This window comes from Campylobacter showae (assembly GCF_963515975.1).
GTDB classification, from domain to species: domain Bacteria; phylum Campylobacterota; class Campylobacteria; order Campylobacterales; family Campylobacteraceae; genus Campylobacter_A; species Campylobacter_A showae_F.
On record NZ_CAUPZM010000003.1, the window covers coordinates 63,054 to 80,283 of the forward strand.

Genomic DNA, 17,230 nt, shown 5'->3' on the forward strand with positions numbered 1-17,230 from the left:
GTATTCTAAATTATCAAAAACTTTTCACAAACAATAATTTTTATTATTTGCAAATTATTTTTCTTTAAGTTTCATATGCTATAATTTCACCATAAATCAAATCAAAGGAGACAAAATGTCAAAAGTTGTTACCCAGTTAAATCAAATCCAAGCTGACGCCCATGCGTTATTCGTTAAATTTCACGACTACCACTGGTATGTAAAAGGTATTCAGTTCTTTAGCGTACACGAATACACCGAAAAAGCGTACGAAGATATGGCAGAGATATTTGATGACGTCGCTGAGCGCGCTATACAGCTAGGCGGTAGAGCCATCACAAAGATGGAAGAGCTAAACAAACTAGCGCATCCAAAAACCGATAATAAAGATAGCTACACTCCAACAGAGGTTTTAAAAGGCGTTTTAGCTGAGTACGAGCACCTTTTAGGCGAGTTTAAAAAGCTTGAGGAGGTAGCTGACGAAGCCAAAGATAGCACAACCGTAGCTATGGCACAAGATAAAATCGCAAAATATGAAAAAGCCATCTGGATGCTTAAAGCTACTTTAGCTTAATTTTTGGGGCGCAAGCCCCTCCCTCTCCTCTTTTTTATTCTTTTCTTTAAAATTTTTATCTCTATAAAATATCAGCTTAGCTATTTAGCATTTTTAAAAAATTAGCAAGTTATCAATATTCAAAAAATAAATCAAATTTAGATATTAAAGTGGTGATTTGGCTGTTTTATCAAGGTATCTTTGCCTGCAAACTGTAATTAAAGAGCATACTCAAAAAATAAACATTAACTATACAAGAAATAGGGAAAAAGAAGAATATCTCGGGATAACCCCGAGATATTTAAAATTAGAATGTGTATTTAGCTTGGAATCTTAGCTGTTTAGTCTTGTCTTTTGAATCGTCTTGGTGTTTATTGATCTCATACGCATAGAAGCTTGAGAACTGAAGCTTAGCACTGTAATCATAAGTTAGTCTGGCTACATACTCTTGATATTTCTCTTTATCACCCGAAGCAAGCTTAACTTTACCGTTAGAGTAATCGCCGCCCACTCTAAATTTCTCAGCAAAAGTGTATCCTGCTTTTAAGAACCAGAAATTTGCTTTACCCTCAAGAGCAGTATAGTCAAGAGCAGATTTTATCTCGCCTACATCTATAAATGAACCTTGATCCTCCAGGCTTACAAAACCTTTAGCTTTGTCGTGAACCTTGTAGCCTATATAACCTGCAGCTACATCAGCACCAAATACTTTCGTACCCAGCTCTGTTGCATAAAAGTCTGTGTCTTTGTAGTCTGTACCAACATTACTATCTATATCAGCATGTGCATATTGAACTTGAGCACCGATATTTACATCATCAGTAACATTAAGACTAAAGTTTACGTCACCTATCATGAGGTTAACAGAATCAACTAAAGATGCATACCATAATTGAAAGCTTACCGGATCATAAGAACCGATAGCAGCTGCTGCGTAAAGGTTATTATTGAAAATTCTAGGAAGGAAGCCATATATATTACCATCACTTTCGCTATTGTTTTCTAGCGCATCAAATGCAAGTGCTGTTAGTGTTAAACCAGTAATATCTTGGTTTTCAACCCTAAGACCTGTACCAACAGCATCATCAGTAAAGAATGAACCTATAGTTTGTTTACCGGCAGTTACAGTAGTATTACCTACTTTATATCCTAGGTAAAATTCTTTTACATTAAATGGATCTGTTGTGTTTGTATTATCTACAGCGTTATCAGCGTTAAAAGCCGAACTATCTTTAGAATTATACCTAAGAGTCAAAACGCCAAAGAAATTGTCATCAAGAGCAGCTTTAAAAGAAAATTCTGATTTAAATTGATGATGTGCAACAGTATTGTCTTTTTGCCCAGCACTATCTTTGACAGCAATATTATTATATCTATATCTAGCATATCCTGATAGATCTACATTTTTAATAGCTTCTTCAAGCGGTGTAGCGCTCGCTACAGTTGAGAAAGCACCTAGTGCAACCAAAGCTGCTAATGAAATTTTAGCAATTTTCATTATTTTCTCCTTAAGAAAGATTAAATATGTGAGAATAGTAGCATAATATAACCTTTGGTAAGCTTAAAAATATATAATTTCGGATGAATTATTACCGAGTGTTTACTAAAATATACTATATGAATTAAATTTGCAGTGCAATTTGGGGATACCGAGTTAAATTTAACTCGGCAAATTTGATTACTTTAGGTAGCTTCCTTGTGCGGGCGTAGTAGAAACGTCAGTATTTTCCTGGACGCCATCTTTGTATAATAAAGCATCTTTACCTTTTAGGAAGGCAATGATAGCTCCCAGGTCTTTATATGTAGTTTTTGCTGCAACGGTTTTCATTAGATTTCTCATATTCCCGCCGTATTCAGGATCGTTTAAATAGCCAGAAAAGGCGGCCTCTATATTCTCTGCGCTTATCTTGGTTAACTTCTCAGATGCACCATAGGCCCTTTTATTTCCATCTTCGCCATGACAAGAGGCGCAATTTTTAGCATATAGCTCTCGACCCCTTTCTACACTATATTTCCTTTTACCATCTACGCCAATATTTAAAAACTTACCGCCGCTATCAGCCTCAGGAGCTTTTTCATAAACATTTATACTTATATTTTCGTCTTTAGAATATTTTTCTACCAAGCTTTTTAGCTCTTTTGCAAATTCGCCTTTTGCCTCAAATATGTAGCTCGGCTCATCAGCAGCATTTAAAGAAAAAGCAAAAAGACACGCTAAAAGCGAAAAACGCACAAATTTCATAAAAAACCTTTTTGATAAATTTAAAAATCCCAAGCAAATGGAAATTTGCTTGGGATTATAGCATAAAACGAGCTTTTTTGATTAGAAGCTGTATTTAGCCTCAAATCTTATACGATCGTGTTTATTTTTGTTATCTCCATCTTTTTCTTTAGCTGCTGCATAAAATGTAGAGAAGTTAAGTTTTTTGCTGTAAGCATAGCTGCCACCAACATTCCACTCATTTCTATCAACTCTTTTAGCGTACTCATAGCTATAACCTTTGCCGTCGATATAGTTGGCATACAGACCAAATTCGTTAAATTTATATGATGCACCAACAAACCAATAGTCATTTTTGTCTTGAATATTGTTGTAGTATTGTCTGCCGCCGTTCATTACGGAGTTAAGAAGTTTGCCCGGATTGATTAGTTTAGCATTATCCTCAACAGTTACGAAAGATTTTTTGTCGTCTTTAGCTTTGTAGTAGATGTAACCGGCATTTAAACCTACTCCAGCAAATCCTACGTCGCCTTTAGCCGCAAAGAAATTTGCATCGCCGAAGTTATCGTCGTCGTCTGATTCGTTATGGACATATTGACCTTGCAAGCCTAGTTTTACGGCATCAAGATCGAATTTTAAAGCAGCGTCTAATGCAAATAAATTTGCAGTATCTTCAAGATATGCCCACCATGCTTTGAAATTTAGTGGATCGTAGCTTCCCATTGCACCTACGCCGTAGTAGTTAAGGGTTTTTGAGCCAGCTAATCCTGATAGTAGTTTACCGTCGTAATCAATACTGTCGGTTTCAAGAGCGTCGAATGCAACACCAACCAAAGTAAGGCCTGAGATATCGGTATTTTGCACTCTTAGACCAGTTCCAACCAAGTCGTCGTCAAAGTATGTTTTAGCAAACTGCTTACCTGCAGTTATTGTAGTATTACCCACATTATAACCAAGGTAAAATTCTCTTACGCCGAATGAGCTCGTAGTGTCAGTAGTATCAATATTGTTACCAACAAGGTTATATCCCGAACCATCGTTTGCAGCGTATCGTAATCCCAAAACGCCGAAGAAGTTGTCGTCAAGAGCGGCCTTAAAAGTACCCACAAATCTAAAGTTGTGAGCTGCTTTTGTCTCTTTTGCATCATTAACTTTTAACTTATTGCCCGTATATCGATATCTAGCAAATCCTGAAAAATCTACGTCTTTAATAGCTTCTTCAAGCGGAGTAGCATTTAGAGTAGAAAAAGCGCCGAGCGCAACCAAAGCAGCTAAAGAAATTTTAGCAAGTTTCATAAGTTCTCCTTTATAAAAGTTTATAGGCACAATTCTAGCACAAAACCCAGCACAAGAAGCTTAACCCTAAATTTTAAAGCACTTGATATATAAATTACGGACATTACGATATTTTAAAGCTATTTTTTTGATACTTAATATTACCAAAATGCAAATACTATCAACAAAGCTTAAAAAGAAAAACTAAATTTTAATGATTTTTGTGAGAAAAAAGATAAAAAAGGGGACGCACATCCCCTTCTTAAAAGGAGTTCTAACTTTGATTGCTTGTGAGAATTATAAAACTTTTCGGTAAATCAACGGCTAATCAAAGCTGATATTTTCACTTTTTGGAACTTCAATTAGGATTTTTTTATTGCTTTCTTGCTGTTGCGGGCTTTTTGCAAAACTTGTACTTTTAAATTTCGATGTTTTCTTTACTTTATGCGTAACGTGATGCGTTCCGCTTTTTATGAGTAGCATCTCGGTAACGAATCCGCCCGAAACTCTTGCATAGACGGTATCTCCGCTAGAAAAGTAAAATTTATCCGCACAGTACTTGCCGCTAGGCAGTTTGCCATTTGATACGTCGATTGATTTTATATCGTAGCAGTATCTGCCACCGTCATAGGTCACACTTGATATCACGCCGCGTAAAGAGCCCTTAACTGGTGCAGGTTTTTGTACGACTGGTTTTTGAACGATTTTTGGCGCTGGTTTTTTCTCAAAAAATGCGCAGCCGCTAAAAACCAGCAAAACGGCGGCTAAATTTAAAAACTTAAGCCTGAACACTAAGGGCGTTCCCGCCAAGTTCGGCTATTCTTTTATCTACGGCTTGCGTCGCTTTTTCTATCGTTTTTTGCGAAATTTCAGGCAGTTTACCGCCCCAAATTTTCTCAGCCTCTTTAAAGCCCCTTAGCATGCCTTCTTTTCCGGCTTCAAGCTTTTGCAGGTCGTCTCCTGCGGCGCTAATAATAAAATTTGAAATCCTATCCGCGGTGTTTGCGATACCGAAAAATCCATTCTCGCTCACTAAATCGCTGGCTTCGCTTTGGCTTAGTTGCGTTATAGGCTTACCCTCGTAGCCGATAGATTTAAAATCGACGCCGGACAAGATATCGTTTAGAGAATTTATGCTTTTGTTTTGAGCGCCGAAAATGTCGCTAAATTTTGCAGAGCCGTTAAAGGTCGAAACTTGAGATAGGAAATTTGAACTCGAATTTGAGTCCGCTCTAGCCTGAAAATGCGACAAATAGCTATTTGTTAGCTGTTTTACGTCGATATTTGCGTAGGCTTCTTGCATCCTTTTTATGTTTTCGTTTTGATCTACACTTGCCGTGTTTTGGACGTTTTGCACGTCATAGCGAGGTTGTGGGATGTAGGGATTTTGGCTTAAACCGTTGATGCTTTGCATGTTTTATCCTTTAAATTTTTATCCATATTATATATCGTCAAATTTAGGATAAAGTTAACGGGTAAAAATTTATTTTACCCTATCGCCAACGTGGCCGTTATATACGATATCCTTAGCGTCGACGCTTTCGTCGAGTAAAATTTCGCTTATCTTGCCGCTTTTTTTAATGCTTTCGATATCTTGTTGCAAATCCTCTTGATAGCTGTATATCATCGCAGCTCCTGAGACGCCCTCTACGCCCTCTAGCGCCTTAAAGAGCTCTATCTCGCCGTCTAAATTTTCCGCGCTCATCACGACTACGATCTTGCCGTCTTGCGCGGCGATAACCTCGCAACCTTTTACTTGTTCGATTCTTTTAGCTACCTCGGCGGCTTCGTTTCCGTCTTTGGTATATACTATCGCACTTGATATGTTCATTTTATGCTCCAAAATTTAACCTCTTTTTCGTACGCGACGCTGATTAGCCTGCCGCTATCGGAGAGGTAAATTTCATTTAAAATTTGCTGTCCGGTTTTTACGGTCGCGAGTTTTGTTTTGCTTGCGATGTCGTAGACCAGGATATCGCTCTCTTCGCCGTTCATATACGCTAGAGTTTTGGCGTCGTCGCTAAGTCCCGTCGCGTAAACGATAAAATCGGACTTAAAATAGCTCATCGAGCCGTTAAAAACGCCCGCTTGCTTGTCGATGCAACCCACGGCTACGACGTCATTTTTGTAGTCGATGTCGTACATATTGTCTTTAAAGAAATTTAGCGTTTGTTCGGTTTGGCGAGTTTTTAGATTATAGATATAAATCACGCCGCTTTCGGCTCCGATAGCGATTTTGTCGCGGGTTTTGTTGATTTCAAAATCCACGTAAAGCGCGATAGAAAATTTATGTTTAAAGACTGCTTTTTTACTCTCTAGGTCGATATAGTAAATTTCATTGCCAAAGTCCGATACTACCGCTGTTTTTTCATCTATGAAAAAGGCCTTTTTGGCGGATTTATTGGCTAGGTGCATATTGCTAACCTCGCTCCAGCTATCATTTTCTTTTTTGAAAACATACAAATATCGCTCGTTGTAATCCATCTCGGTTAAAACCAAAAGCATATCGCCCAGGCGGTCGATGCTAAAAATTTTTGCGGGCTCTTCGTCGCTAAAGTGCGTTTTGACCGTGCGAAATTTGATCGGTTCTAAAAATTTATCCGCCTTTATGTCATAGATATCAAGCTCGCTACCGTCCGTGCCTAGATATAAAATTTCATCTATCAAATTTGAGCTTATCACGTTTGCGCCCGCTTTTATGATCTTGTCCGGTTGCGAGATCTCAAGCGGTGCCGCCGCTAAATTTGCGGTCAAATTTAAGCAAAAAACCGCCGTAAAAAATAAAATAAATTTTCTCATAACGCCTCCATTTTGATACTATTCGCGAAGCAAACTTCCATACATTGCGCGCAGCCCGTGCACTTTTGATTTACGCTCGGGCGAAAAACGCCTAAAAAATCGATCGCTCTAAATTTGCAAACGTCCTGGCAACTACAGCAAATCGTGCCGTTCCACGCAAGACAGCTATGCACGTCGATAAAAATTTTAGCTTCTATAATAGCCGCGAATTTTAAATTTAAAACCTCTCGTCCCGCCTCCTCGCAAGCAATCGCGCACTCTTTACAAAAGTTGCAACCCAAGGACTTAAATTTAAAATTTACTCTCTCGTTTTCAAAACTCAAAAGCTCTCTATGACAAGCGCTAACGCAAGGCGCTTCGCAATCAGCGCAGTTAAATTCGCCGCAAAAATAAGGCGGCGCGATAAATTTTTGAGCGGTTTTGCCGCCCAAAAATTTAGTAAATAGCTCGCGTCTGGATACGCTCACCTAACGCCTTCGTTTAGTATATCTAGAAGGTTTGATCGGTGTTGCGCGTCTTGCTGACGGCTAAAGTCAGGCTTAAAGTTGTTTTTCACGCGCGGTTTTACTTTGGCTTGCGGAACGTGGCAAGTCGTGCAGTCGTAGCGGTCTTGGCTTAGCTCGCCGCCTTTGTCTTTGTTAAACCTCATGCTGTAAAGGTGAGATTTAGGGATCGGCGTAGCGCCTACGTCTTTCGCGACTTCAGGCATATGGCACGTAACGCACATATTGTTGTCTTTCGTGATAGGAAGCAGATCCGCGATATCGTGCGGGATTAGCGGAGGCGCGTTCTCGAAAGAGCGCTCGTATTTTTGCGCTTCGCCCGGCATCGGGCTAGTCCAGTTAATATCCGCTAAAGTCACGTTCTCGTCAGTAACTTCGGCGGTTCTTAAGCCTGACACGTCGCCGACGCTAGGGTTATTGCAGCCGATGAGTAGTGCAGCGGCGCAAACGACTCCAAAAATAAGCTTATTAGCTTTCATTAATTTCTCCTTAAATTTCTTATATTAAATTTGAGCGCGTCGTCGTCGCAGACGTCGATACAGCGTCCGCAGCTGATGCACTCGCTCGAGGTTATAAACCCGCTTTGCTTGCCGATGATGCCAAGCACTTGATTTTCCGGGCAGATTAGCTTACATTTCATGCAGTTAGTACAGCTAGCCGCATCGTGCTTTACTCTAATAAGGGCAAATTTGCCGGCTATCGCGTAAAAAGCGCCCAGTGGACAAAGCTTTGAGCAGACTAGTCTATCGCTGATAAACGCGTCTATCGCAAACACTCCAAACGCCACGAATAGCCACAGCGTGCCGCCGTAGATGACGCCGCGCTGAATAATGCCGATAAAGCTAATACCCTCAAACGCCGGGGCCGAAGTGACCAACGAGATAAAAAGAGTAAATCCCAAAACGTAGTATCTCGCGCTTCGCGTGAAATTTACGAATTTTTTATCTTTGTCGTAGCCAAGCTTTACTCTGACCCAGCGAGCGCCTTCGGTGATGATATTTACCGGGCAAACCCAGCTGCAAAAGGCGCGCGGAGCGACAATCGCGTAAAAAGCAAATACGATAGCGGCCCCGACAAGCGCGCCCGAAGCGATACTAAAACTAGCTAAATATAGCTGCAAAACGGCAAACGGATCGCTAAGAGGAACGACTCCGAAAAGCAAAGACGAGCTGAGATTGCCTTGTAAAATTTTAATTCCGTAGTAGTTGCTCGCAAAAAACAGCCCTAGGATCAAAATTTGACTTATCCTTCTTAAAATCAAATATTTCATAGCAAATCTCCGCTATTTAGATAGTCGTTTAGCTTTTTCTCGTCGGTTTTAAACTCTTTAGGTTCGGCGTCTTTTAGCTTTTTATCCGCGCCCTCGACCCAGCCTTTTACGTACTGTTCATTACTAGAGCCCAGCCCGATCTCGCGCGGAAGCACGAAGATGGATGCTTTCGGCGTCACGCAAACTTGTTCGCACATGCCGCAGCCAGTGCAGTAGTCGGCATCCACGACCGGTTTAAAAAACGCGTGCTTTTGCGTGCGTTCGTTACGGACGTACTCAAGCCTTAGCGCTTTATCTATCAAAGGACAGGCGCGGTAGCAAGCGTCGCAGCGAAGTCCTTCGTAAGCGATGCAGAAATTTGGATCTAGCACCGCGATACCCATTTGCGCTTTGTTTATATTTAGCTTGCCGTTATCCTCGCTCACTAGCTTCGTATCTAGCGCGCCGGTCGGACAAGCGACTGTGCACGGGATGTCCGGACACATATAGCAAGGGATATTTCGCGGAGTATAAAACGGAGTGCCGTAAGGCAATCCGTCGTCTAAATCCGCAAGCTTAAGCGTATCCCAAGGACAGGCTTCTACGCAAAGCCCGCAGCGTATGCACTCGCTAAGGAAATTTTTCTCCTTTAAAGCACCCGGCGGCCTGATGAGTAGAGTTTGGGCTTTAGCCGTCGTTTGCGTACTCCAGATAAAGCCACCCGCGAGAACCAAACTAATCGCTTTTAACCCAAATTTTAAAGCCTCTCTTCTATTTTGCATTATTAAGCCTTGTAAATTTTAACCGCGCATTTTTTATAGTCGGTCTCTTTTGATAGCGGACAAGTCGCGTCAAGAGTAACTTTGTTAATAAATACGTTTTCATCAAACCACGGTACATAAATAAGACCCATAGGCGGTTTGTTTCGTCCGCGTAGATCTAGTCTTGCTTTTACCTTGCCGCGGCGAGACTCGACCCAAACTACGTCGTTATGCTGTAAATTTAGCTTCTGCGCGTCACCCTCGTGCATATAGCAAAGAGCTTCCGGAACGGCGCGGTAAAGCTCCGGAACGCGCATAGTCATCGTTCCTGAGTGCCAGTGCTCCAAAACGCGGCCCGTGCATAGCCAGTAAGGATACGTAGTATCAGGCATCTCGCAAGGATCCATATAAGGACGGAAGAAAATTTTGGCTTTATTAGCGATAGAAAATTTCTCGTCTCCGCTAGTTACTTTGGTCAAATCGCCTTTTTGCAACTTGGCTTTTTTATTGCCGTAGAATGCAAACTGCTTGCCATCCTCGGCAAATTTCTTTGCGTACGGATCGTATTTGGCGTTAAATCTCCACTGAGTTTCTTTACCGTCTACGACAGGCCATCTTAGGCCGCGCACTTTGTGATATGTATCAAAGTCGGCTAGATCGTGTCCGTGACCCGAGCCAAATTTGCGGTAGTCTTCCCAAAGATATTTTTGAACGAAAAATCCATAGCCCTCAAACACTTTGCCGTCTGAGCCGACTACTTTTCTGCTGTCGCCAAAAACTTCAGAGTTATCAAAATCTTCCATTATCGCGTCTTTTGCAGGATAACTCTTAGCCTCTTCGTTTGCAAAAAGCACGTCAAATAGCGTATCTTCTTCGCTATAACCCATGGCTTTTGCCTCGTCTAGCACGCTTGGGAGCGTTAGCTTATCGTCCACTTTTTGTTCGCCCCAGACCTCTTTTAGCTTAAAGCGCTTAGCAAATTCCAGCATTTGCCACGTGTCGCTCATCGCTTCGCCTACCGGAAGGACTTGCTGACGCCAGTGCTGCGTTCGGCGCTCGGCATTACCGTACGCGCCCCATTTTTCGTAAATCATCGCAGTAGGCAAGATTAGATCGGCAACCTTAGCCGAGATGCCCGGATACGGGTCTGAGACGATGATAAAGTTATCCATCTCGCGAGCGGCTTTGATCCAGTGGTTTGCGTTTGCGGTATTTTGCCACGGGTTATTTACCTGCACCCACGCCCATTTCATCTTTCCATCTTCCATGTCGCGCATCATTTTTACGTAGTGAGAGGCGACTTTCGGATTTAGCGTGTTTTTAGGAAGTTTCCAAATTTTCTCGCTTATTTCGCGGTGTTCGGCGTTATCTACGACCATATCCGCAGGCAAGCGGTGGACGAAAGTACCGACCTCGCGTGCCGTTCCGCATGCGCTTGGTTGTCCAGTTAGAGAGAAAGCACCCTCGCCCGGTTTTGCTTGTTTACCAAGTAGCATATGCACCATATAGGCTTGCTCGTTTACCCAAGTGCCGCGTTGGTGCTGGTTAAAGCCCATCGTCCAAAAGCTAACTACTTTTCTACCTTTTTCGATGTACCAGTCGGCTAGTTGCTTTAGTTTTTTCTTAAATTCTTCCAAATCCTCGTTAGGATCGCCTTTTATTAGCGGAGCGGAGAAGTCAAGCGTATAAGGTTTAAGAGCTTCTTTAAATTCCTCAAACGTGATTTGCCAGTGTTTGCCCGCGGTAGCCGTATTTTTATTTTCCATCACGTCGCCCTCTTTATAGCCTAGATAGCCCAGAGTCACGCCTTCGTTTTTGCTTAAAGTCTTTTTAAGTTCGGTCTCGATGACGTCTTTTTCGGTATTGTAGTTAGGATGATTTGGATTATTTCTAAGCCCATAGCCGATATCGGCAGGTCCCGTCGCAAATACGCAGTGGCTATTTACGTAGTCCCAATCAATGGCTTCAGGATGATTATAAACGATCTCGTGAGCGATGTAGTTCCAGATAGCAACGTCGCTTGAAGGAGCGAAAATAATCTCGGAATCGGCGATATTTGACGTTCTAGTCGAATACGTACTTAAATTTACGACCTTTACGCGCTCGGGATTGCTTAGCTTTTTATCGCTTACGCGCGCCCAAAGTATCGGGTGCATCTCGGCCATATTAGCGCCCCAAGCCACGATAGTATCGGTTAGCTCTATGTCGTCGTAGCAGCCCGCAGGCTCGTCGATACCGAAAGTCTGCATAAATCCGACGACCGCAGACGCCATACAGTGGCGAGCATTCGGGTCAATAGAGTTGCTTCTAATACCCGCTTTCCATAGTTTGACGGCTGCATAACCCTCTAAAATAGTGTATTGACCCGAGCCGAAAACGCAGGCTGAATGCACGCCGTTTTTCTTCATGGTCTCTTTATATTTTTCAGCCATGATGTCAAAGGCTTTTTCCCAGCTAATAGGCTTAAATTTGCCTTTTTTATCAAATTCGCCCTTTTCGTTCACGCGCAAAAGCGGCTGAGTGATGCGGTCTGCGCCGTACATGATCTTGGCGTTAAAGTAGCCTTTGATGCAGTTTAGGCCGCGGTTTACTGGTGCTTCAGGGTCACCCTTGACTGCTACGATTTTGCCCTCTTTGGTTGCGATCATTACGCCGCAGCCAGTTCCACAGAACCTACATGCAGCCTTATCCCAGCGCCAGCCCTTTTCAGCTGCGTTTTGCGCAGCTGCCATAGAGCTAGGCAGCGCTATACCGGCACTCGCGCAAGCAGCCGAAGCGGCGGCGCTTTTTATAAAATCTCGTCGATCCATTTTCTCTCCTCGTTTATTTTTTAAGATAGTTCTTAAAAATCAGGCGGATATTAACTGTTACAACCTAAATTTAAGTTGATTAAAAATAACTAATTCTTTGGCAATATTTGGAATTCAAATTAAGACCAAAATTATCTTTATTTCGCCTATTTTAGGGCTAATGCTTAAAACTACGAATAAATATAAAATTTTATACTTACTGAATTTGATACGCTTTTTGATAACAAAATCCATAATATTTTAGAAACTATTTTTAAAATATAAATTTAACGTGTAAAATCGTAACATTTTTGCATTGTAAATATAAAGCTTTATATCAAGCCGAAAAACAACTGTCTATTTTTAAATTTAAGCTTTTAAAAGCGCTAATTTTAGGCTAAATTATCAAAGGTATAAAATTTATTAAAATTCAAGACCGTAAAACCCATAAATTTGAAATTTGATCAAATTTGAGCTATATGTTTAAGTTTTATTTTTAATTTTTAAAATATAAATATAAATTAAATTTTACCTTTTGTTCTTGGCGATGCCCGCACCTTTAAAGCGTAAATTTAATAACGCAGTGTAAAATTCGGTCAAATTTAGCCAAGGAAAAACATGCCGCGACCGACGAATAAAATAGACCTGCTAAACGCTTCGGAGGCAAATTTTAAAAAACTTTTGTCGCTAGTTGAGGGCTTGAGCGAGGCGCAGCAAGAGGCTAAATTTGACTTCGAGGATAGAGATAAATGCGTCCGCGACGTGCTCGCGCACCTTTACGAGTGGCATTTGCTTTTGATAAATTTTATCCAAAAGAATCTAAGCGGCGAGCGGGCTTCGTTTTTGCCTCATCCGTACAACTGGAAAACCTACCCGCAGATGAACGTGCAAATTTGGCGCAAGCACCAAGATACTCCGCTTTGCGAGGCTAAAGCTCTACTAGCGCAAACTCACGAAAAAGCAATGCAGCTTACGGCAAATTTTAGCGACGAGGAGCTTTTTGCGCGCGGATATTTTAACTTCACGGGCAATCTAAATCTCGCCGCCTACGTCACCGGCAGCACCTCATCACACTACGACTGGGCGATAAAAAAGATAAGAAAGCACAAAAGAAGTCTAAAAACTAGCTTGTGATCTGCCGCTTTACTAGTCAAATTTAGGCAGGCAAATTCGGTCGCTCATCGCCTTAAATGCGTCTTAACATTAAGCTAAATTTAGCTAGATTTATGCTTTTAAATTTTTAGGAGAACGAATGAAAGTAAAATTTTCTCTCATAGTCGCCGTTTTCGCGCTAACCGGATGCGGAGATAACAACATCGACATCGTCAAAAACTACACGCTGCCGTTTAAAAAGTCAATGACCATAGGCGCTGCCGTTGACGGCTACAAGGGCTGCCAAAACGTAAAATGGGAAGACGTCAGCGGAAATGATTTAAAGCTAGTAAAGTTAACTTGCGAGGTTAGCAACGACGTGCTCAAGGCGGAATACGACAGACAAAACGCTCGCTACGAAGAAGCCGTGCAAAAGGCCAAAGACGACGCGCAAAAAAGCCTAGAAAAGACGCTAGAGCGGATACTAAATAACTACAACGAACTAAAAACCGAGGGTAGCAGCGACGCAAATAAAGAAGAGATGTTGGCGTTAGCGAATAAATTTTGCAAATACGACGAAGAAAAAGCAAAGAAAAATACCTTTAGCGCGCCCGTAAACTGCGATAACGACGCGATAGCCGACGAGCTCATAAACAAATACAAGCTAAACGGTAAGGGTTTTTTATTTAGCACTTTCGTAAGTCAATTTCAATGGGCCGCGCTTGATTCGCAACGCCCGCCAAAGCCGATATTTTTCGGAGATATGCCAAAGCAGATAAACTCGCGCTCGTATGAGCTCAAATTTATCATCAACACCGACAAAACCGTCGATATCGACCGTAAGGCCGTGATGATAGAAAACGGCGAACGCAAAGAGATCGGCAGCGGCATACTCGGCAAATTTTACGATAGATAGGGCTTTATTTATAGCTTGCTCGGGCAAATAATTTGCTCTTGCAAGCTTAAATTTGTATTTGTTTTTAGCGGACCGCGCAAGCACAAAGACGAATTTAAACCGCTACGGACAAATTTCAGCCTTTAAATCCACGCTATTTTTTCAAATCCCACTTTATCAAATTTAACGGCTTTTGATTTTTATCTTTTAAATTTAGGTGCAAATTTACCCAAAAAGATCAAATTTATGCAGGTTTTACGAAGCTAAATTTGCGACGATAATACAAAATAAAAATAAGCAAGCGGACGCGTAAAATTTGCGTCCGCATTAAAGTAGCTAGTTTAGAAGGCTAAATTTATATCCGAGTTGCAGCCAAAGCTCGTTGTTGTCGGTCTTTTTAACCGCGCCCATAGCGTCAAAGTTCTTTCTCTCAAGAGCCGTGTAGGTGACGCTTGCGCTTAGCCCTTTGACCCACGGTATATCGTAGCTAGCCTGCGCCGCCCAGCCTTTGACGTTCATGTGCGTGTTAGCCGCTGTCGGACCGGCGTTGCGGTGAGGGGCGTCTTGCTTGCCTTTTACTAGATGTAGTTTTGCTTTTAAGCCCTCGGCGCCGACTTCTTTAAAGTCGTACTCAAACAAAAGCTTATGCGTATTCATACCCGCATATCCTGTAAACACGAAAGGCCCGCGGATAGGAAGCAGCGTGTATGAGCCAGGGCCATTACCTAGACCAAACGCCAAAGCGTCGTTGTCGCCGACGGTCGTATAGGCGTAAGAGGCGCTAAAGCCCACGAAATCATAAATCCCCGCCCTTAGGCCGATCATATTTCCGTCGTAGTTTAGATCCTCTAGGCCTCTTGTAGTGCGAGAGCCCTTGTACATCGCGTCAAAACCGAGCTTAAAGTCGCCGACGGGTACTTTATAGTTAGCCTCGGCTAGGTAGAAGTTGATGTCGCCTTGCAGCGCGCCGCGCCTAAGATCGGTCACTCTAGCGTATGCACCGGTTAGTTTTAGATTCGGGATGCTTTGATTTATGACTGCGCCGGTAAAGATATTGTCAAACTCATACGCCACGGGTCCCATGCCGCCGACGATGACTCTATCTTTAAAGTGCGGAGCGCGCCCCTCTTTGCCGCCCGTTACGACGGCGCTTCTGCCTTGAAATTTATAATACCAGCCGCCGATCAATGCGGTGTTTGGTATGTCTTTATTTACGATCGTTAGACCCTCAAACGCCTCTTTAAACGCGCGCGTCGGATTGCCCGCTACTAGCGGAGTATTTACGTACTGACGGCCGAATTTTATATCGGTCTGCCCTACGGCGTAGCCTAGATACGCTTCGGACATTACCGCGCCTTGCGTTCTCCACTCTTTGTCGTATAGAGTGCCGCTTTTTCTCATACTGTTAAACGGCAGGAAGTTGCCCTGCCCCGTAACGCCGAGCCTAAAGCCGTAAAACGGATCGGTCACGTAGCCAAGCTCAAGCTGTATAGACGTCATCTGCTCGTCGTGTATCGGCGCGCGCTCGTCTTTTTGATCCACATAGGTAGCTTGGATCTTGCCTGCTAGTTTTCCTTTGGTAAACGCCTCCCCAAACGTATCGGCTGCGTTTGCGGCGCCCAAAAAGCCAAGCGCCAAAACGGCGGCTAAACTTAGTTTTGCTAGTTTCATAAAAACTCCTTGGTTAAATTTAGCAAATTTACGTTCCGCAAATTGAATGCAGAACACTAATTTTTTTATTTAAGGATTATAGCACAGAAAATAATAAAATTCGTGTTAGATTTGTGATATTTGCTAAAAATATCGCCGATTTTAGGCAAATTTACACGACCGAGTGCTCTTTAAGCAATGTATAAAGCTTGATCGTCGAGATAAAAAACGTCACGATCGCAGGTCCCAAGATAAGCCCCCAAAAGCCAAATGTTGAGATGCCTGCTATCATCGAGAAAAATAGCAACAGTTCATTTATTTTAGTAGGGATTTTTACGAGCTTATCGTTGATAAATTTAATCACGATCGGCTTTAAAAACGTATCTGCGACGATAGAGATCACGACGATGGTATAGACGGCGATGACGATCGCGGCCGCGGTGTTGCCGTTCGCAAACTCGTAAAGGCTGATCGGTCCCCACGCGAGCAAGCCGCCCACGACCGGCACAAGCGAGGTAAAGGCAAAGAGTATGCCCATCAAAAAGCCGTTGTAGCCGTATGAAATCGTAATGATAGCAAAGAGGCAACCCTGCAAAATCGCGTTTAAAACGATAGAGTAAAGCACGACGCTCATGACGTTAGCCACTTCGCTGAGGATAAATTCGCTCTCGCTCTCCTTCATCGGAAGCGCGCTTTTTAGGTAGCCCACGAGCTCGCTACCGTAAAGCACCGCAAAAAAGAAAAACACGAGGATAAAAATCATGTCGATGAGAAATTTTACGCTTGATTTGCCGATGCCGCCAAGGCTAGAAAGCACGTTGCTCGATATCGCTCCGACGTCGATGTCGGCGATCATCTCTTTGATTTTAGGCTCTAGAAATTTGATCGGTTCGGGTAGCTGAAAATTCCCGCTTTGAAAATAATTTAGCGTGTTTGTTATGTAACCGGTGTTAAAGTTCGCGGCGTGTTTTGCGATCTCGATCACGGCGTATAAAAGCGGCGCGATAAATAGCGAAAACAGCGCTAGCGTCGTAAGAGCCGCCGAAAGCGTTCTTTTGCCTTTCGTTAGCTGCAAAAATTTGACGTTGACGTTTGAGGTGGCGACCGCGAGCAAGGCGGCGATAAAGATGTTTAGCAAAAACGGCTTAAAAAGATACACCACTAGCGCCAACGCACAAAGAGCGAAGATACCGAAAAACACTCGATTATTCATTTTTTTCCTTTTGAGGGGCTTATTATATCAGATTTTGCGGGGTTTTGCGGACGGGCGACGCTTGGGCACGGTGGTCTTATGACGGCTGATAAATTTGAGGCGAAATTTGAGCGGGTTAAATTTCGCAAGCGCCTTTAATCCGAACGCATAGCAAAAATACGGTCAAATTTGACGACCAAGTATACAAACGGCGGCAAATTTGAAAACTCAAATTTGCTTGGATAAAATTTAGCAAAAGGCGATCGACTCAA

General features: G+C 42.6%; 17 protein-coding genes. 3 read left to right on the forward strand and 14 right to left on the reverse strand.

The window, feature by feature from the left end; translation table 11 throughout:
- Window positions 1-115 precede the first annotated feature (115 nt).
- Window positions 116-553: a Dps family protein gene (locus RWM02_RS01705; protein WP_314068722.1), complete on the forward strand. Its 438-nt coding sequence runs from the start codon at window positions 116-118 to the stop codon at window positions 551-553.
- 286 nt (window positions 554-839) lie between these two features.
- Here RWM02_RS01705 and RWM02_RS01710 read toward each other — a convergent pair whose 3' ends face one another.
- The 12 genes from RWM02_RS01710 to napA all read right to left on the reverse strand — a co-directional run bounded on the left by RWM02_RS01710 (window position 840) and on the right by napA (window position 12,150).
- Complete coding sequence (locus RWM02_RS01710; protein ID WP_314068723.1) at window positions 840-2,030, reverse strand: OprD family outer membrane porin; 1,191 nt, start codon at window positions 2,028-2,030, stop codon at window positions 840-842.
- Window positions 2,031-2,210: 180 nt separating this feature from the next.
- Window positions 2,211-2,774 (reverse strand): cytochrome c4, encoded by a 564-nt coding sequence (locus tag RWM02_RS01715; protein ID WP_314068724.1) that lies wholly within the window; start codon window positions 2,772-2,774, stop codon window positions 2,211-2,213.
- A gap of 81 nt (window positions 2,775-2,855) precedes the next feature.
- A complete protein-coding gene (locus RWM02_RS01720) occupies window positions 2,856-4,049 on the reverse strand; it encodes a porin (RefSeq protein ID WP_314068725.1) in 1,194 nt (397 codons plus the stop codon).
- A gap of 303 nt (window positions 4,050-4,352) precedes the next feature.
- Window positions 4,353-4,820, reverse strand: a complete 468-nt coding sequence (locus RWM02_RS01725; protein WP_314068726.1) for a hypothetical protein — start codon at window positions 4,818-4,820, stop codon at window positions 4,353-4,355.
- Entirely contained in the window at window positions 4,807-5,442 is a 636-nt protein-coding gene (locus tag RWM02_RS01730; protein WP_314068727.1) for a hydrogenase-4 component G, read from the reverse strand. Before RWM02_RS01730 ends, RWM02_RS01725 begins: the two co-directional genes overlap by 14 nt.
- Window positions 5,443-5,511: 69 nt before the next feature.
- Complete coding sequence (locus RWM02_RS01735; protein WP_314068728.1) at window positions 5,512-5,859, reverse strand: chaperone NapD; 348 nt, start codon at window positions 5,857-5,859, stop codon at window positions 5,512-5,514.
- Entirely contained in the window at window positions 5,856-6,827 is a 972-nt protein-coding gene (locus RWM02_RS01740) for a WD40 repeat domain-containing protein (protein WP_314068729.1), read from the reverse strand. Before RWM02_RS01740 ends, RWM02_RS01735 begins: the two co-directional genes overlap by 4 nt.
- Window positions 6,824-7,294: a 4Fe-4S dicluster domain-containing protein gene (locus RWM02_RS01745; RefSeq protein WP_314068730.1), complete on the reverse strand. Its 471-nt coding sequence runs from the start codon at window positions 7,292-7,294 to the stop codon at window positions 6,824-6,826. The genes RWM02_RS01740 and RWM02_RS01745 overlap by 4 nt, the downstream gene beginning before the upstream one ends.
- Window positions 7,291-7,809: a nitrate reductase cytochrome c-type subunit gene (locus RWM02_RS01750; protein WP_314068731.1), complete on the reverse strand. Its 519-nt coding sequence runs from the start codon at window positions 7,807-7,809 to the stop codon at window positions 7,291-7,293. The genes RWM02_RS01745 and RWM02_RS01750 overlap by 4 nt, the downstream gene beginning before the upstream one ends.
- Window positions 7,809-8,600: a quinol dehydrogenase ferredoxin subunit NapH gene (gene napH, locus RWM02_RS01755; protein WP_314068732.1), complete on the reverse strand. Its 792-nt coding sequence runs from the start codon at window positions 8,598-8,600 to the stop codon at window positions 7,809-7,811. The genes RWM02_RS01750 and napH overlap by 1 nt, the downstream gene beginning before the upstream one ends.
- A complete protein-coding gene (gene napG / locus RWM02_RS01760; protein ID WP_002953129.1) occupies window positions 8,597-9,361 on the reverse strand; it encodes a ferredoxin-type protein NapG in 765 nt (254 codons plus the stop codon). Before napG ends, napH begins: the two co-directional genes overlap by 4 nt.
- A 2-nt stretch (window positions 9,362-9,363) precedes the next feature.
- Window positions 9,364-12,150, reverse strand: a complete 2,787-nt coding sequence (gene napA / locus RWM02_RS01765) for a nitrate reductase catalytic subunit NapA (protein ID WP_314068733.1) — start codon at window positions 12,148-12,150, stop codon at window positions 9,364-9,366.
- Window positions 12,151-12,747: 597 nt separating this feature from the next.
- On the opposite strand from napA, the gene RWM02_RS01770 reads away from it, so the two are divergent.
- Both RWM02_RS01770 and RWM02_RS01775 read left to right on the forward strand, forming a co-directional pair.
- On the forward strand, window positions 12,748-13,263 hold the full coding sequence (locus RWM02_RS01770) for a ClbS/DfsB family four-helix bundle protein (protein ID WP_314068734.1): 516 nt from the start codon (window positions 12,748-12,750) through the stop codon (window positions 13,261-13,263).
- 118 nt (window positions 13,264-13,381) lie between these two features.
- Window positions 13,382-14,137 (forward strand): hypothetical protein, encoded by a 756-nt coding sequence (locus RWM02_RS01775; protein WP_314068735.1) that lies wholly within the window; start codon window positions 13,382-13,384, stop codon window positions 14,135-14,137.
- 315 nt (window positions 14,138-14,452) lie between these two features.
- Here RWM02_RS01775 and RWM02_RS01780 read toward each other — a convergent pair whose 3' ends face one another.
- Together RWM02_RS01780 and RWM02_RS01785 are read right to left on the reverse strand one after the other, a co-directional pair.
- Window positions 14,453-15,787: an OprD family outer membrane porin gene (locus tag RWM02_RS01780; RefSeq protein ID WP_314068736.1), complete on the reverse strand. Its 1,335-nt coding sequence runs from the start codon at window positions 15,785-15,787 to the stop codon at window positions 14,453-14,455.
- Between the two features lie 151 nt (window positions 15,788-15,938).
- A complete protein-coding gene (locus RWM02_RS01785; protein ID WP_122862712.1) occupies window positions 15,939-16,979 on the reverse strand; it encodes an AI-2E family transporter in 1,041 nt (346 codons plus the stop codon).
- Window positions 16,980-17,230 lie beyond the last annotated feature (251 nt).

Bases quoted from the DNA above. Each gene is read 5' to 3' on its own strand.
- RWM02_RS01735 (WP_314068728.1), bottom strand. From the start codon at position 5,859: ATGAACATATCAAGTGCGATAGTATATACCAAAGACGGAAACGAAGCC.
- RWM02_RS01775 (WP_314068735.1), top strand. From the start codon at position 13,382: ATGAAAGTAAAATTTTCTCTCATAGTCGCCGTTTTCGCGCTAACCGGA.
- napH (WP_314068732.1), bottom strand. From the start codon at position 8,600: ATGAAATATTTGATTTTAAGAAGGATAAGTCAAATTTTGATCCTAGGG.
- napG (WP_002953129.1), bottom strand. From the start codon at position 9,361: ATGCAAAATAGAAGAGAGGCTTTAAAATTTGGGTTAAAAGCGATTAGT.
- RWM02_RS01710 (WP_314068723.1), bottom strand. From the start codon at position 2,030: ATGAAAATTGCTAAAATTTCATTAGCAGCTTTGGTTGCACTAGGTGCT.
- RWM02_RS01705 (WP_314068722.1), top strand. From the start codon at position 116: ATGTCAAAAGTTGTTACCCAGTTAAATCAAATCCAAGCTGACGCCCAT.
- RWM02_RS01720 (WP_314068725.1), bottom strand. From the start codon at position 4,049: ATGAAACTTGCTAAAATTTCTTTAGCTGCTTTGGTTGCGCTCGGCGCT.
- napA (WP_314068733.1), bottom strand. From the start codon at position 12,150: ATGGATCGACGAGATTTTATAAAAAGCGCCGCCGCTTCGGCTGCTTGC.
- RWM02_RS01715 (WP_314068724.1), bottom strand. From the start codon at position 2,774: ATGAAATTTGTGCGTTTTTCGCTTTTAGCGTGTCTTTTTGCTTTTTCT.
- RWM02_RS01780 (WP_314068736.1), bottom strand. From the start codon at position 15,787: ATGAAACTAGCAAAACTAAGTTTAGCCGCCGTTTTGGCGCTTGGCTTT.
- RWM02_RS01750 (WP_314068731.1), bottom strand. From the start codon at position 7,809: ATGAAAGCTAATAAGCTTATTTTTGGAGTCGTTTGCGCCGCTGCACTA.
- RWM02_RS01785 (WP_122862712.1), bottom strand. From the start codon at position 16,979: ATGAATAATCGAGTGTTTTTCGGTATCTTCGCTCTTTGTGCGTTGGCG.
- RWM02_RS01740 (WP_314068729.1), bottom strand. From the start codon at position 6,827: ATGAGAAAATTTATTTTATTTTTTACGGCGGTTTTTTGCTTAAATTTG.
- RWM02_RS01770 (WP_314068734.1), top strand. From the start codon at position 12,748: ATGCCGCGACCGACGAATAAAATAGACCTGCTAAACGCTTCGGAGGCA.
- RWM02_RS01730 (WP_314068727.1), bottom strand. From the start codon at position 5,442: ATGCAAAGCATCAACGGTTTAAGCCAAAATCCCTACATCCCACAACCT.